General features: G+C 71.7%; 15 protein-coding genes. 14 read left to right on the top strand and 1 reads right to left on the bottom strand.

The genetic code is table 11. The features are described 5' to 3' along the window. The first annotated feature begins 161 nt into the window (after positions 1–161). Complete coding sequence (locus DEJ33_RS10375; protein ID WP_146242593.1) at positions 162–1331, top strand: M23 family metallopeptidase; 1170 nt, start codon at positions 162–164, stop codon at positions 1329–1331. Between the two features lie 31 nt (positions 1332–1362). Next, a complete protein-coding gene (locus DEJ33_RS10370) occupies positions 1363–2850 on the top strand; it encodes an NlpC/P60 family protein (RefSeq protein ID WP_111194891.1) in 1488 nt (495 codons plus the stop codon). A gap of 68 nt (positions 2851–2918) precedes the next feature. On the opposite strand, the gene DEJ33_RS10365 is transcribed toward DEJ33_RS10370, so the two are convergent. Continuing rightward, a complete protein-coding gene (locus tag DEJ33_RS10365) occupies positions 2919–3410 on the bottom strand; it encodes an inorganic diphosphatase (protein WP_111076893.1) in 492 nt (163 codons plus the stop codon). A 66-nt stretch (positions 3411–3476) separates the two neighbouring features. Between DEJ33_RS10365 and tilS the strand changes: the two genes are divergently transcribed. The 12 genes from tilS to DEJ33_RS10305 all read left to right on the top strand — a co-directional run bounded on the left by tilS (position 3477) and on the right by DEJ33_RS10305 (position 14727). Then, positions 3477–4517 carry a tRNA lysidine(34) synthetase TilS gene (tilS, locus tag DEJ33_RS10360; RefSeq protein WP_111194890.1) on the top strand — a complete coding sequence of 347 codons (1041 nt, stop codon included), beginning with the start codon at positions 3477–3479 and terminating at the stop codon, positions 4515–4517. A gap of 9 nt (positions 4518–4526) precedes the next feature. Further along, complete coding sequence (gene hpt / locus DEJ33_RS10355) at positions 4527–5078, top strand: hypoxanthine phosphoribosyltransferase (RefSeq protein ID WP_110904452.1); 552 nt, start codon at positions 4527–4529, stop codon at positions 5076–5078. A 230-nt stretch (positions 5079–5308) separates the two neighbouring features. Further along, positions 5309–7297, top strand: a complete 1989-nt coding sequence (ftsH, locus tag DEJ33_RS10350) for an ATP-dependent zinc metalloprotease FtsH (protein WP_110904451.1) — start codon at positions 5309–5311, stop codon at positions 7295–7297. Positions 7298–7303: 6 nt separating this feature from the next. Beyond that, positions 7304–8266, top strand: coding sequence for a dihydropteroate synthase (folP, locus tag DEJ33_RS10345; RefSeq protein WP_111194889.1), 963 nt, complete (start codon positions 7304–7306; stop codon positions 8264–8266). Next, a complete protein-coding gene (folB, locus tag DEJ33_RS10340; protein ID WP_111194888.1) occupies positions 8263–8679 on the top strand; it encodes a dihydroneopterin aldolase in 417 nt (138 codons plus the stop codon). Before folP ends, folB begins: the two co-directional genes overlap by 4 nt. Continuing rightward, positions 8676–9206, top strand: coding sequence for a 2-amino-4-hydroxy-6-hydroxymethyldihydropteridine diphosphokinase (gene folK / locus DEJ33_RS10335; RefSeq protein WP_111194887.1), 531 nt, complete (start codon positions 8676–8678; stop codon positions 9204–9206). The genes folB and folK overlap by 4 nt, the downstream gene beginning before the upstream one ends. After that, on the top strand, positions 9203–9682 hold the full coding sequence (locus DEJ33_RS10330) for a DUF3180 domain-containing protein (RefSeq protein WP_111194886.1): 480 nt from the start codon (positions 9203–9205) through the stop codon (positions 9680–9682). The genes folK and DEJ33_RS10330 overlap by 4 nt, the downstream gene beginning before the upstream one ends. A gap of 80 nt (positions 9683–9762) precedes the next feature. After that, entirely contained in the window at positions 9763–10287 is a 525-nt protein-coding gene (locus tag DEJ33_RS10325) for a PH domain-containing protein (RefSeq protein WP_181432849.1), read from the top strand. Between the two features lie 7 nt (positions 10288–10294). Then, complete coding sequence (locus tag DEJ33_RS10320) at positions 10295–12079, top strand: PH domain-containing protein (protein WP_111194885.1); 1785 nt, start codon at positions 10295–10297, stop codon at positions 12077–12079. Further along, positions 12076–12768 (top strand): Rossmann-like and DUF2520 domain-containing protein, encoded by a 693-nt coding sequence (locus DEJ33_RS10315; protein WP_258374557.1) that lies wholly within the window; start codon positions 12076–12078, stop codon positions 12766–12768. Before DEJ33_RS10320 ends, DEJ33_RS10315 begins: the two co-directional genes overlap by 4 nt. Positions 12769–12881: 113 nt before the next feature. Then, entirely contained in the window at positions 12882–14414 is a 1533-nt protein-coding gene (gene lysS, locus DEJ33_RS10310; protein WP_111194884.1) for a lysine--tRNA ligase, read from the top strand. Between the two features lie 109 nt (positions 14415–14523). Beyond that, positions 14524–14727 (top strand): hypothetical protein, encoded by a 204-nt coding sequence (locus DEJ33_RS10305; protein ID WP_111075251.1) that lies wholly within the window; start codon positions 14524–14526, stop codon positions 14725–14727. Positions 14728–14740: the final 13 nt, after the last annotated feature.

Genomic DNA, 14740 nt, shown 5'->3' with positions numbered 1-14740 from the left:
CGTGGTCGAGGAGGACCTGGTTGCCGTAGCCGCCGCCGTTGCACGCGAAGGTCACGGTGCCGGACGCTGCAGCGTAGATCGGCGAGTAGCAGGCCGGGGCCCTCGTCGCCCTCGTGCCGTCGGGTGCTGCCTCGGCCGCGACGTACCCGAGCTGGGACGACGTGCAGGCCGCCAAGCAGTCGCAGTCGGACCAGGCCGCCAAGGTCACCGAGATCAGGGGCCTCATCGCGCAACTGCAGTCGCAGTCCGCCGCGAAGGAGAAGGCCGCCGCCGCAGCCGGTACGGCGTACCAGGACGCGCAGACGGACTACGACCGCAAGGCGCTCGAGCAGCGGAAGCTCCAGTCGCAGGCGGACGACGCCGAGAAGACCGCGGCAGCCTCCGAGGCGCAGGCCGGCCAGCTCGCCGCCCAGCTCGGCCGCTCCAGTTCACAGGACGTCACCACGGACCTCCTCACCAAGCCCTCCGCCTCGGGTGACCTGCTCTACGAGCTCGGCGCCATGTCGAAGCTCACCGAGCAGGCGGACGGGATCTACTCCGAGGCGAGCCAGGACCGCGGGACGGCCCAGGCCCTCGCCGACAAGTCGAAGGTCGCCGAGGACGCGCTCGGCGAGCTCGCCGCCCAGGCCCAGGTGAAGATGCGCGCCGCGCAGAGCGCCGCGGACCAGGCGCAGGCCGCCGTGGCCGCCCAGGCCGCCAACCAGGACCGCCTGGAGGCCCAACTCGCCCTCCTGACGTCGAAGACGAAGACGACGCAGGCCGGGTACGAGAAGGGCGTGAAGATCGAGAAGGAGCGCCAGGCGCGTCTCGCCCGGGAGCGTGCCGCCGCGGCTGCCGCAGCCGCCCGGGCACTCCCGGCCGCAGCGACCGCGGGTGTCCCGGCGTCCGGTGGCGGCGCGTCCGGCGGCGGCGCCGCGAACTCGTCCGGATGGGTACGCCCGGCCGCCGGCTTCCAGTCGAGCCCCTACGGCCTCCGCGTCGACCCGTACACGCACGTCTACACACTGCACGCGGGCGTCGACCTCGCCCCGGCCTGCTACTCGCCGATCTACGCTGCAGCGTCCGGCACCGTGACCTTCGCGGGCAACGGCGGCGGCTACGGCAACGAGGTCATCCTCGACAACGGTGGCGGCATCTCGACGGCCTACGGGCACATCGTGAACGGCGGCATCATGGTCGCCGCCGGCCAGCACGTCACCGCAGGACAGCAGATCGCGCAGGTCGGTTCGACCGGCTGGTCGACCGGCTGCCACCTGCACTTCGAGACCCGGGTGAACGGCGCAGCCGTCGATCCCGTCCCCTTCATGGCAGCGCGGGGGATCTCGGTATGAGCACGAGCACTGCCAGGAGGCACTGACCCGCATGAAGAAGCCTGCACGTTCCCTCGTCTGCAGTCTCGCCACCGTCTCGATGCTCAGCTTCGGGCTCTCGCTCGTGGTGGCCGTCCCGGCGCAGGCGGCCCCGTCCGCTCCGTCGTGGAAGGACGTGCAGGCGGCGAAGGACGACCAGGCCGCGAAGCAGCGGACGGTCGACGCCCTGACGGCACGCATGTCGAGCCTCCAGGCCACCGTGGACCGCACCGGTGCCACCGTGCAGGAGGCGGGGCAGCGGTACTCCCTCGCAGCGTCGCAGCAGCAGGAGGCCAAGGACACGCTGGACGGTCTTACCGGTCAGGCGAAGCGTGCCAAGGCGGCGGCGAAGCGGTCCGCCGGCCAGGTCGCGGCCCTCGTCGTCGAACTCTCGCGCTCGGGTGGCGGTGACCTGTCCACGTCGATGCTCGTCGACTCCCGTGACGCGAAGGACCTGCTGTACCAGGTCGGCACGATGACGCACCTGTCCGAGCGGTCCGCGACCGTGCTCGACAAGGCGCAGTCGGACCAGCGCACCGTGGATGCCCTCGCCGCGCAACAGCGGCAGGCGACGAAGGCCCTGACCGCCGCGACCGAGAAGACGAAGGACGCGCTCGACAGCGCGAACGACGTCGCCGCGAACGCACAGTCCGCGCTGGCGTCCGGGCAGGCGAAGCAGGACGAGGTCCTCGAGCAGCTCGCGTTCATCAGGGGCACCTCGGTGGCCACCGAGCAGGCGTACTGGTCGGCGCAGCAGGCGAAGCAGGCCGAGATCCAGCTCGCCGCCCAGGCGAAGCGCGACGCGGCGCGTCCCGCATCAGCGAACGGCGGCGCGGGCGGTCCAGGCGGATCGACGACCGACGTCCCGCCCGCGTCGAAGCCCGTCACCTCGAACCCGTCGACGTCGAACCCCTCGTCGTCCGCGCCCTCGGGTGGTACCGGGGCAGCGCCGAAGCCGGCCGCCCCGAAGCCCGTCGCCCCGAAGCCGACCGCCCCACAGCCCGCACCGCAGCCGGCCGCACCTGCGCCGAAGCCCGCAGCGCCGAAGCCCGCGGCCCCGAAGCCCGCTGCGCCCGCGCCCGCGCCGGCCCCGGTCGTCAGCAGCCCGTCCAAGGCCGCCGGCGCGATCGCGTACGCCCGCGGACAGCTCGGCAAGGCCTACGTCCTGGGCGGTGCCGGCCCGAACGTCTGGGACTGCTCCGGCCTGGTGATGATGGCCTACAACTCGCAGGGCATCACGACCGGTGGGCACAACGTCGTCTGGCAGTACAACTACTTCGGCTCGATCGGCCGCCTGGTGCCGCTGTCGCAGCGCCAGCCGGGCGACATCCTGTTCTACTCGACCAACGGTGCGGCATCCGGCGGCTACCACGACTCGATCTACACCGGCAACGGGCGGATGGTCGAGGCCGCCCGCCCGGGTGTCGGCGTCGTCGAGCGTGCGGTGTGGACCCCGAGCCAGCTCCTGCCGTACGTCGCCCGTCCGAGCGGCGCCCTGTAGCCCCGAACACCGCAGAACGGCCCGGCCCCACGAGGGGACCGGGCCGTTCGCGTGTCAGCAGACGAGCGTCAGTGACCCGCGGGCACGTACGCGGCCTGGCCGGCCTGCACGATGGCCTCGGCCTCGGCGGCGTCGCCCCAGCCCTCGGCCTTGACCCACTTGTTCGGCTCGAGGTCCTTGTAGCGCTCGAAGAAGTGTGCGATCTCGGCCTTCGTCTGGTCGTCCACGTCCGAGATGTCCTGGATGTGTGCCCAGCGCGGGTCCTTCGCGGGGACGACGAGGACCTTCGCGTCGATGCCGGCCTCGTCGCTCATCTTGAAGACGCCGACCGGGCGGACCTTGACGCCCACGCCCGGGAAGGTCGGGTACTCCAGGAGCAGCAGCGCGTCGACGGGGTCGCCGTCGTCGGCCAGGGTCTGCTCGAAGAAGCCGTAGTCCGTCGGGTAGACGAACGAGGTGAAGAGCACGCGGTCCAGGTACACGCGACCGGTCTCGTGGTCGACCTCGTACTTGTTGCGGCTGCCCTTGGGGATCTCGACGACGACGTCGTACGCGGCCATGTGCACTCCTTGGTTCTTCCGGTGGTGGTCTGTCGGCCGTCGGGACGGCCCGGCTAACGTTACCGGGTGAACACCGAGCGTCCCCGGCTGGATCCCGCCGTCGCCGCCGTCCGTCTGGCGGTCCGCACCGCGCTGGCCCGCGCGCTCGACGAACAGGTCGTCGCACCGGGCGACCTCGTCCTGGTGGCGCTGAGCGGCGGAGCCGACTCGCTCGCCCTCGCGGCGGCCACCGCGTTCGAGGCACCGAAGCAGGGCCTGCGCGCCGGCGCGGTCGTGGTCGACCACGCGCTGCAGGCGGGTTCCGAGGCGGTCGCGGCACGGGCCTCCCGGCAGGCCGCCTCGCTCGGGCTGGCGCCGGTCGTCGTGGACCGTGTCGACGTCGGGACCGCGGGTGGTCCGGAAGCCGCCGCCCGGGAGGCCCGCTACGCCTCGATCACGTCGGTCGCGGCCGCCCAGTGGTCACCCCTCGTGCTCCTCGGCCACACGCTCGACGACCAGGCCGAGACGGTCCTGCTCGGCCTGCTGCGGGGGAGCGGACCGGACAGCCTGACCGGCATGGCGCCGCTGGTGCGGCCGGACCGGCCGGGGCCCTCGCTCGCGCGGCCGATGCTCGCGCTGCGTCGGGCGACCACGCGTCAGGCCTGTGCCGCCTCCGGACTCGACCCGTGGGACGACCCCCAGAACGAGGACCCGGCGCACACGCGGGTGCGGGTGCGGAACGCGCTGATGCCGGTCCTCGAGCGGGAGCTCGGACCCGGTGTGCCGGAGGCCCTGGCCCGCACCGCCGACCAGCTGCGCGAGGACTCCGCGGCCCTCGACCACTTCGCCGAGGAGATGGCGGAGGACCTCGCCGAGCACTCCGAGGCCGGCATCTCGCTGTCCGTGCCGCAGCTCGCCGCGAACCCACCGGCACTCCGGCAGCGACTCGTCCGACTCGCGGTCGAGAGCGAGTTCGGCGTGACCCTGTCCCGACTGCAGACGCTCGAGGTCTGCCGGCTCGTGACCGACTGGCACGGCCAGGGACCGATCGACCTGCCCGGTGTCCGTGCCACGCGGACGGGCGAACGGGTGTCCTTCGCCGCCAGGGAGCCGCACGCGGGCGGTTAGGCTGGTCCGGTGGAACTCTCCGACGTGCAGGCCGACCTCTCCGAAGTGCTCTTCACCCCCGAGCAGATCGACGACAAGATCGCCGAACTCGCCGCTGCGGTGGACCGGGACTACGCCGGGCGCGACCCGCTCCTCGTCGGCGTGCTGAAGGGCGCGGTCATGGTCATGGCCGACTTCTCCCGCCACCTCAAGATGCAGGCGCGGATGGACTGGATGGCGGTGTCGTCCTACGGCTCCGGCACGAAGTCGTCCGGCGTGGTGCGGATCCTCAAGGACCTCGACACCGACCTGCACGACCGCGACGTCATCATCGTCGAGGACATCATCGACTCCGGTCTGACGCTGTCCTGGCTCAAGCAGAACCTGCAGTCCCGCGGGGCCGCCAGCGTCGAGATCGTCGCCCTGCTCCGCAAGCCCGAGGCCGCCAAGGTCGAGGTGGACGTCAAGTACGCCGGCTTCGAGATCCCGGACGCGTTCGTGGTCGGGTTCGGCCTGGACTACGACGAGCGCTACCGCAACCTGCGCGGCATCGGCATCCTCGCGCCGCACGTCTACTCCTGATCCGCCCCGGGCATGAGGCGCGACCGGGCGCCAGGCGCGACCGGGACGTCAGGTGCGACCGCGACGTCAGGTGCAAGCGGGTGCCAGGGGCGTCGTCCGCAGGGCGATGCTCCTGATCCGTGGAGTTCGCCCGCAGAGGACACCCATTCTCGCCACAGAGTGACGGCCGTATGCTGAGCGGCACGCACTTCAGGCAGCAGAAAGGTGTCGGGCCGTCGGGCCCGGATCACATGGACTTCAAGCGCATCCTCCGCGGGCCGTACATCTGGATACTGCTCGCAGTCGTGGGGATCTTCGTCGGATGGACGTTCATCGCCCAGTCCGGCACCCAGGAGATCTCCACCCAGAAGGGCCTCGAGCAGCTCTCGGACGGCAAGGTCTCGTCGGCCGTCGTCAACTCCACCGAGCAGCGGGTCGACCTCACGCTCCGCAACGACGGCGGCACCGAGCAGTTCTACTACTCGACCCCCCGTGGCACCGAGGTCGTCGAGGCGGTCTCGCAGGCCGACCTGCCCAAGGGCTACAACGACCACGTCCAGCAGTCGAACGTCCTGGTGTCGCTCCTGCTGACGCTGCTGCCGTTCCTGCTCATCGGCGCCCTGTTCTGGTTCCTGCTCTCGAGCGCCCAGGGCGGCGGCTCGAAGGTCATGCAGTTCGGCAAGTCCAAGGCCAAGATGAACAACAAGGAGAACCCGCAGGTCTCCTTCGCCGACGTGGCCGGTGCGGACGAGGCCATCGAGGAACTGCACGAGATCAAGGAGTTCCTCAAGGAGCCCGCGAAGTTCCAGGCCGTCGGCGCCCGGATCCCGAAGGGCGTGCTCCTCTACGGCCCTCCCGGAACCGGCAAGACCCTGCTCGCCCGCGCCGTCGCCGGCGAGGCCGGGGTGCCGTTCTACTCGATCTCCGGTTCGGACTTCGTCGAGATGTTCGTGGGTGTCGGCGCGAGCCGCGTCCGTGACCTCTTCGACCAGGCCAAGCAGAACTCGCCCGCCATCGTCTTCATCGACGAGATCGACGCCGTGGGACGTCACCGTGGCGCCGGCATCGGCGGCGGCAACGACGAGCGCGAGCAGACGCTGAACCAGCTCCTCGTCGAGATGGACGGCTTCGACGGCAAGACGAACGTCATCCTCATCGCCGCGACGAACCGTCCCGACGTGCTCGACCCCGCGCTGCTCCGCCCGGGCCGCTTCGACCGGCAGATCGGCGTCGACGCGCCCGGACTGCAGGGTCGCAAGCAGATCCTCGAGGTGCACGCGAAGGGCAAGCCGCTCGCCGCGAGCGTCGACCTCGAGCTGCTCGCCCGGAAGACGCCGGGCTTCACCGGTGCCGACCTGGCGAACGTCCTCAACGAGGCCGCGCTGCTGACCGCCCGGTCGAACGCGCAGCTCATCGACAACCGTGCGCTGGACGAGGCCGTCGACCGCGTGATGGCCGGCCCGCAGCGCCGCACCCGGATCATGTCCGACCAGGAGCGCCTCATCACCGCGTACCACGAGGGTGGTCACGCCCTGGCGGCCGCAGCGATGCGCCACACCGACCCGGTGACGAAGATCACGATCCTGCCGCGTGGTCGGGCCCTCGGCTACACGATGGTCCTGCCGCTCGAGGACAAGTACTCCGTCACGCGCAACGAACTGCTCGACCAGCTGACCTACGCCATGGGCGGCCGTGTCGCCGAGGAGATCGTGTTCCACGACCCGACCACGGGTGCGTCGAACGACATCGAGAAGGCCACCGGCACCGCCCGCAAGATGGTCACCGAGTACGGCATGAGCCAGGCGGTCGGTTCCGTCAAGCTCGGCTCCGGGTCCAGCGAGCCGTTCGTCGGTCGTGACATGAGCGGCGGCACCGGTCGCGACTACTCGGAGAACATCGCCGAGACCGTCGACGCCGAGACCCGCGCCCTGCTCGAGGCCGCGCACGACGAGGCCTACCAGGTGCTCAACGCCAACCGCGACATCCTCGACCGCCTGGCCGGTGAACTCCTCGAGAAGGAGACGCTCGACGCTCCGGAGCTCGTGGAGATCTTCAAGGACGTCCGCAAGCTGCCCGAGCGCCCGCAGTGGCTCTCGAGCGACAAGCGTCCGGTGAGCGACCTGCCCGCGATCGAGGTCCCGGGCAAGGCCGCCGCGATGGCCGAGGAGCCCGTCGGGATCGACGCCTCGAAGCCGCGTCGTCACCGCCCGTTCGGCAACCCCGGTATCGCCCCCGCGTAGGCCGGCATGACCGACCTGCCGACGAGACGGTCGCGTCGGCTCGCCGAGGTGAGCCGGGCCCGCGAAGCAGCAGCAGCGCCGGCGACGGTCGCGATCGACCTCCGAGCACCCGCACCGGTGCCGGAGATCGTGACCGGCCGTCGCCGCGGTCGCTCCACCCCCGAGGGCACCCGCGTGATGGGGATCCTCAACGTCACCCCCGACTCGTTCAGCGACGGCGGCCTGCACCTGGCCGTCGACGCGGCACTCGAGCACGCCCGGCACCTGGTCGCGACCGGGGCCGACCTGGTCGACGTCGGCGGGGAGTCCACCCGGCCCGGGGCGGAACGGGTCCCGGTGGACGTCGAGCAGGAGCGCGTCCTGCCGGTCGTGCAGCAGCTGGTCTCCGAGGGGATCGCGGTGAGTGTCGACACGATGAACGCCAGCACCGCCGAACGCGCGGTCGAGCTCGGTGCCGTGATCGTCAACGACGTCTCCGGTGGGCTCGTCGACCCGGACATGTCCCGGGTCGTCGCCGAGACCGGCGTGGGCTTCGTCGTCATGCACTGGCGCGGCCACAGTGACCGGATGTACCGGAACGCCGAGTACACCCACGCCGTGGAGGAAGTCCGGCGCGAGGTCGAACTCCGGGTCGCCGAACTCATCGTCCTCGGCGTGCGCCAGGAGCAGGTCGTCATCGACCCGGGCCTGGGGTTCGCCAAGCGCGGGCAGCAGAACTGGGAGATCCTGGCGGGCTACGAACGCTTCGCCTCGATCGGTCTGCCGGTCCTGGTCGCGGCGTCCCGCAAGCGGTTCCTGGACGGCGTCGGCAGCGCGGCCGGGGCACCCCCGGTCGACCGAGACCTGGCCACGGCGGCGATCAGCCTGCTGGCGGCCGAACGCGGCGCCTGGGGCGTCCGTGTGCACGACCCGGCGCCGACCCGCGCCGTACTCGACGTCTGGGACGCCTGGAGGGCAGCTCGATCATGAGGGACACCATCCGCCTCGTCGGAGTCCGCGCACGCGGGCACCACGGGGTCTTCGACCACGAACGCGCCGACGGACAGGACTTCGTCGTCGACGTCGCCGTCGAGGTCGACGCGACCGCCGCCTCCGACTCGGACGACCTGGCCGAGACCGTGCACTACGGGGTGCTCGCCGAGCAGGTCGTCGCCGAGATCGAACGTGACCCGGTCGACCTCATCGAGACGCTGGCGGAGCGGATCGCCGCGGCCGTCCTGACGCACCGTGCCGCTCTGGCGACCGAGGTCACGGTGCACAAGCCGCAGGCCCCGATCACCGTGCCGTTCACCGACGTGTCGATCACCATCCGGCGCGAGTCCGCGGTGCGCCCTGACGATGCGGCCGCCGGCGAGAGCGACCAGCTCGAGGAAGGAGCGTGACGCGCGCCGTCATCGCCCTCGGTGCGAACCTCGGAAACCGGGGGAGCACCCTCCGTGCCGCCGCGGCCGCCGTCGCCGCGCTGCCCGGTGTCCGTCCGGTGGCCTCGAGTCGTGAGGTCGAGTCCGTCGCCCTCACCCTGGACGGCCTCGACACGACGAAGCCGCGGTACCGGAACGGCGTCGTGGTCGTCGAGACCGACCTGGCGCCGCAGGAGCTGCTCGACGCACTGCACGGCATCGAGGACGCGCACGGCCGCACCCGCGACGTCCGCTGGGGCGACCGCACGCTCGACCTCGACGTGATCGCCCTCGACGACCTGCGGATCGACACCGACACACTCACCGTGCCCCACCCGCGCGCCCACGAGCGGGCGTTCGTGCTCGCGCCCTGGGCGGACGCCGACCCGGAGGCGGTGCTGCCGGGCCACGGGTCCGTCACGACCCTGCTCGCGGCGCTGGGCGACGACACCGGCCGGGTCGACGAACCCCGCCTGTTCGACCGCGCCGCGCCGGAGGTCACCCCGTGAAGCCGACCCGGGCCTCCACCCTGATCGGCGTCGCCGTCGTCGCGGCCGTCGCCGGCTTCGCGGTCGACACCGCCCTGACCGCACGGCAGTCGCCGACGCTGCTGATGTCGGTCCCCCTCGGCCTGACGCTCGTGTTCATCGGCATCGCCCTGCTGTTCATGGCCGCGCCGATCCGTCGGCAGACCCGGGGCCGGAACGACGGACGCCGGGTGGACCCGATGTACGCGACCCGGGTGGTGTTCCTGGCGAAGGCGTCGAGCATCTGCGGGGCGCTGTTCGGCGCGTTCGCCCTCGGGCTGCTCGTGTACCTCCTGTCCCGGTCCGTCCTGCCTTCGCTAGGCTCGACCCTGCCGAACGCGGTGGCGTTCGGCGGCGGGATCGTACTGACCGTGTGCGCCCTCGTCGCCGAGCGGATGTGCATCGCGCCGCCGACGGACGAGGACGACCACGACGGGCGGGGCAGCACCACGGCGTGACCGGCCCGGTCGGTCGACGCGGACCGACCACCGCAGACCAGGAGACCCCGATGCCGCCCGAACTCGACGAACCTCATCGGATGGACGAACCACGCCGACTCGACGACGCCGGCATGGGCCTCGACGGCATCACCTGGACGCGGGTCTCGGCGAAGCTCGTCTGGACCGACCTCATCGCGACGATCGTCATCGGCGGCGTCGTCACGGCGGGCCTGGTGCTCATCGGCGTCGCCAGCGGCGGGACCGGCGGGACGGCCGGACTCGTCTGGTTCGTCATCGGTGCGGTCGTCGCGGCCATCGCGATCGTCACGGCAGCGCTCACCCCGCGGCGCATCCGGTCGATCGGGTACGCCCTGCGCGACGACGACCTGGTGCTGCGCCGCGGACTGATGTGGCAGCGCTTCACCGCGGTGCCGTACGGCCGACTGCAGCTCGTGGACGTCAACCGGGGCCCGCTCGACCGGGTGCTCGGCATGAGCGAGCTGAAGTTCGTGACCGCGGCCGCGTCGTCGAACATCCGCATCCCCGGCATCCCGGCCGGTCAGGCGGACGACCTCCGCGACCGACTCGTCGAGCTCGCCGAGTCCCGTCGCGCCGGGCTGTAGGTCGCACGTGTCGTTCCGACCGGACGCCTCGATCCCCGCACCACCGCGCAAGGGCGACCCTGCCGCGGCCGCGCCCCTGACCGACGGCGAGTGGCACCGGCTGCACCCGCTCACACCGCTGCTCAAGGGCGGCATCTTCCTCGTCGTGATCCTGGGCTACGTGCTCAACAACCTCCGCGACCAGATCGTCGAGGTCTTCATCCCCGGCGAAGGCGGGCCGCAGGAGGACGGCGACCCGGTCCGCTACGTGTACGAGCACGGTGTCGTCGGCTGGGTGCTGCTCGGGGTGGCGGTGCTGCTCCTGGTGCTGATCGGCCTGTTCTACCTGTCCTGGCGGATGCACGAGTTCCGGGTCACGGGTGAGATCGTCGAGGTCCGCTCCGGCGTGGTCTTCCGGACCCACCGCAAGGCCCGGCTCGACCGGATCCAGGGGATCAACATCTCGCGGCCGCTGATCCCACGGGTCTTCGGCACGGCCAAGCTCGAGGTCGCGCAGGCCGGAAACGACGCGAACGTGCAGCTCGCCTACCTCGGTGCAAAGGCCGCTGACGACCTGCGGCAGCGCATCCTGGTGCTCGCCTCGGGCGCGAAGGACACCGACCAGCCCCGGTCCGCCGGTCCGGGCGGCGGCGTCCTGCAGGGCCGGGTGGACGAGTTCCTGGCACCCGAGCTCGACCCCGAGGCCGTGCACGCCACCCGGGTGGTCCGCGTCCACCCGGGTCGGTTGATTGTGTCGATGCTGCTCTCCGGCACGACCGTGGTGATCCTGCTGCTCGTCGTCGCGATCATCGTGAGCATCAGCCTGACCGGCCAGTACTTCCTGCTCGTGTCGCTGTTCCCGGCCGTCATCGGCGCCGGCGGCTACTACGTCCGCAAGTTCTCGAAGTCGCTGCGCTACACGATCGCGGACACCCGGGACGGCATCCGGATCGGCTTCGGCCTGTTCTCGACCTCGAACGAGACGCTGCCGCCCGGGCGCATCCATGCCGTGAGCGTCGCGCAGCCGCTGCTGTGGCGGCCGTTCGGCTGGTGGGACATCCGCATCAACCGGGCGACGAACGCCGGCAACGGGGCGTCCACGAACCAGCAGGTCTCGTCGATCGTGCTGCCGGTCGGTACCGCGGCCGAGGTCCGGCAGGTCCTCGAGATCATCCTGCCCGAGCTCGTCGGCTCCGCCGTCGTCGGTCCGGAAGCGTCGATGGAACGCCTGCGCGAGGGATCCGCCGAGGCCGTGGGTGTCGTCGACGACAGCCTCACCACGAGCGGCGACCGCGGTGGTTTCGTGCACTCGCCCCGACGGGGTCGCTGGCTGCGCCCGCTGTCGGCGTCCCGCAACGGCTACCGCTTCGTGCCCGGCGCGGTGCTGCTCCGGCTCGGCGCGGTCTGGCGCTCGCTCGTGGTCGTGCCGCTGCCGCGTGTCCAGAGCGTCAAGGTCACGCAGGGACCGCTGGAGCGCGCACTCCGCCTGGCCTCGGTGCACGTGCACACCGTCAGCGGTCCGGTCTCCGCCCGCGTCGGCGCGCTCGACGCCGGGGACGCGCAGCGGCTCTGGTCCGGCACGACCGAGCGTGCCGTCGAGGCCGCCGCGACCGACACGTCGCACCGCTGGCGTGACGGCCGGGAGGCTCGACCCACCTCCGGTACGCCGGGTCGCCACGCGCAGGAGCCCGCGCACGCATCAGGGCAGCTGCCCGGGCAGTGGACCGGTGCCGCGCCCGCCGCACCGGCGTGGCTGACGCAGGACGGGCCTCCCGTCTGGACCGCCGTCCCCGCACCCGGAGCCGTGCGGTGAGGGCCGGACGACTCGGCATCGGGATCATCGGCGCCGGACGCGTCGGCCCCGTGCTGGGTGCCGCGCTCGCGAACGCCGAGCACGCCGTCGTCGGGATCACCGCCGTCTCCGACGCCGGTCGCGACCGGGCCGAGGCGATGCTGCCCGGCGCGCCCGTGCTCGGCACGCCGGAGCTCGTCGAGCGGAGCGAACTCGTGCTCCTGGCCGTACCGGACGACCAGCTGCCGTCGCTCGTGCAGGGTCTGTCGGACGCGGGGATCTGGCAGCCCGGGCAGCTGGTCGTGCACACCAGCCCCGACCACGGGGTCGACGTCCTCGCGCCGGCGATGCGCGCCGGGGCGATCCCGCTCGCGATCCACCCCGCGATGGCCTTCACCGGCACGAGCGTCGACCTGAGCCGCCTGCGGGACGCGTACTGCGCCGTCACCGCTCCCGCGCCGGTGCTGCCGATCGCGCAGGCCCTGGTGGTCGAGATGGGTGCCGAGCCGTTCGTCGTGGCCGAGCGGGACCGCCCCGCCTACGCCGACGCGGTCCGGGCGGCCGTGAGCTTCTCGACGGCGATCGTCGACCAGTCCGCCGGCACCCTGTCCGGCATCGGTGTCGAGCACCCGGGGCGCGTCCTCGGGGCACTCGTCCGCTCGGCGGTCGACAACGCGCTGACGGCGGCCGACGGGCAGTCCGCGATCTGAACCCGGCCGCGAGCCCGGACCGCCGTGTCCGCCGTCCATCCGGTGTCCCGGCCGAGCGCGGCCGGGCGGGTAGCATCGACGCGATCCCCCACGACCTCCGGAGCCGCACCAGCATGACCGACGAGACCGCCCCCGCCACCACCGAGACCGCGGTCGCCGACGCCGCCGCACTGGCCGAGCAGGAGACCAGCGAGCAGCGTCAGGTCCGGCTGGACAAGCGCGCGCGCCTGCTGGAGTCCGGGATCGAGGCCTACCCGGCCGAACTCCCGATCACCACGACGATCCCGGCGGTCCGCGCGCAGTACGCGCACCTCGAGACCGGTGAGGAGACGCAGGACGTCGTCGGCGTCGCCGGCCGCATCGTGTTCTCCCGCAACACCGGCAAGCTCTGCTTCGCGTCGCTGCAGTCCGGCGACGGCTCGCGCATCCAGGCGATGGTCTCCCTGGCCGAGGTCGGCGACGAGTCGCTGGCCCGCTGGAAGGAGTTCGTCGACCTCGGCGACCACGTGTTCGTGCACGGCCGCGTGATCTCCTCGCGCCGCGGCGAGCTGAGCATCATGGTCGACGACTGGGCGATCGCGGCGAAGGCGATCCTGCCGCTGCCGAACCTGCACAACGAGCTCAACGAGGAGACCCGGGTCCGCCAGCGCTACCTCGACCTCATCGTGCGCGAGGACGCCCGCAAGACCGTCCGGGCCCGCGCTGCCGTGATGTCCTCGCTCCGCCAGACCTTCACGTCGCACGAGTACCTCGAGGTCGAGACCCCGATGCTGCAGACCCAGCACGGTGGCGCCTCCGCGCGGCCCTTCGTCACGCACTCGAACGCCTTCGACACCGAGCTGTTCCTCCGCATCGCACCCGAGCTGTTCCTCAAGCGCGCCGTCGTCGGTGGCATCGACCGGGTGTTCGAGATCAACCGGAACTTCCGGAACGAGGGCGCCGACTCGTCGCACTCGCCCGAGTTCGCGATGGTCGAGGCGTACCAGGCGTACGGCAACTACGAGCAGATGGCCGACCTGACGCAGGAGCTGGTGCAGAACGCCGCCCGTGCGGTCACCGGCGGCTCGCTCGTCGTCACCCTGCCGGACGGCAGCGACTACGACCTCGGCGGCGAGTGGGCACGACTCGACATGTACGAGTCGCTGTCCGAGGCGTCCGGCCACGAGATCACCCCGGAGACGCCGCTGTCCGAGCTGCAGGCGCTCGCCGACGCCGAGGGTGTCGAGGTCGCACACGCCACACACGGCAAGTACGTCGAAGAGCTCTGGGAGCACTTCAACGGGGACAAGCTGTACGCCCCGACGTTCGTCATGAACTTCCCGGTCGACACCTCGCCCCTGACCCGGGAGCACCGCACCCGCCCAGGAGTCGTCGAGAAGTGGGACCTCTACGTCCGTGGCTTCGAGCTCGCCACCGCGTACTCGGAGCTCGTCGACCCGGTCGTCCAGCGGGAGCGGTTCGTCGAGCAGGCCCGTCTGGCCGCCGGCGGTGACCCGGAGGCGATGCGCGTCGACGAGGAGTTCCTGCGGGCACTCGAGCACGCGATGCCCCCGTCGGGTGGCATGGGCATGGGCGTCGACCGGCTGCTGATGGCGATCACCGGCCTGGGCATCCGCGAGACGATCCTCTTCCCCCTGGTCAAGTAGGGCGCTGGAGCTCAGGGCGACGCGCCAGCGGCGCGCGACGCCAGCCCCGAGGGAGCCTGCGAGAGCCTGCGAGCTCGGTCCCTCGGGCAGCACGACGTACGATGGGACCATGCCGCATGGAATCGTCTCCGGAGTCGTCTTCGCCCTGACCCCGACGATCCTGCTCGGTGTCATCTTCTGGTTCATCATGCGCGCGATCATCCGTGCCGACCGGACCGAGCGTGCCGCGTACACGAAGATCGAGGCCGAGGAGCGCGCGCGGTTCGAGCGCGAGCGCGGCGTCACGACGACCGCGCCCCCGACCGCCGACTGACCGTATACAGATT

The sequence above is a fragment of the Curtobacterium sp. MCPF17_047 genome (assembly GCF_003234045.1).
GTDB lineage: Bacteria > Actinomycetota > Actinomycetes > Actinomycetales > Microbacteriaceae > Curtobacterium.
The sequence above is the reverse complement of the archived record's forward strand: the minus strand, read 5'-3'. Positions and strand labels throughout refer to the sequence as shown.

Bases quoted from the DNA above. Each gene is read 5' to 3' on its own strand.
- lysS (WP_111194884.1), top strand. From the start codon at position 12,882: ATGACCGACGAGACCGCCCCCGCCACCACCGAGACCGCGGTCGCCGAC.
- folB (WP_111194888.1), top strand. From the start codon at position 8,263: ATGAGGGACACCATCCGCCTCGTCGGAGTCCGCGCACGCGGGCACCAC.
- DEJ33_RS10365 (WP_111076893.1), bottom strand. From the start codon at position 3,410: ATGGCCGCGTACGACGTCGTCGTCGAGATCCCCAAGGGCAGCCGCAAC.
- folP (WP_111194889.1), top strand. From the start codon at position 7,304: ATGACCGACCTGCCGACGAGACGGTCGCGTCGGCTCGCCGAGGTGAGC.
- DEJ33_RS10325 (WP_181432849.1), top strand. From the start codon at position 9,763: ATGGACGAACCACGCCGACTCGACGACGCCGGCATGGGCCTCGACGGC.
- ftsH (WP_110904451.1), top strand. From the start codon at position 5,309: ATGGACTTCAAGCGCATCCTCCGCGGGCCGTACATCTGGATACTGCTC.
- DEJ33_RS10305 (WP_111075251.1), top strand. From the start codon at position 14,524: ATGCCGCATGGAATCGTCTCCGGAGTCGTCTTCGCCCTGACCCCGACG.
- DEJ33_RS10370 (WP_111194891.1), top strand. From the start codon at position 1,363: ATGAAGAAGCCTGCACGTTCCCTCGTCTGCAGTCTCGCCACCGTCTCG.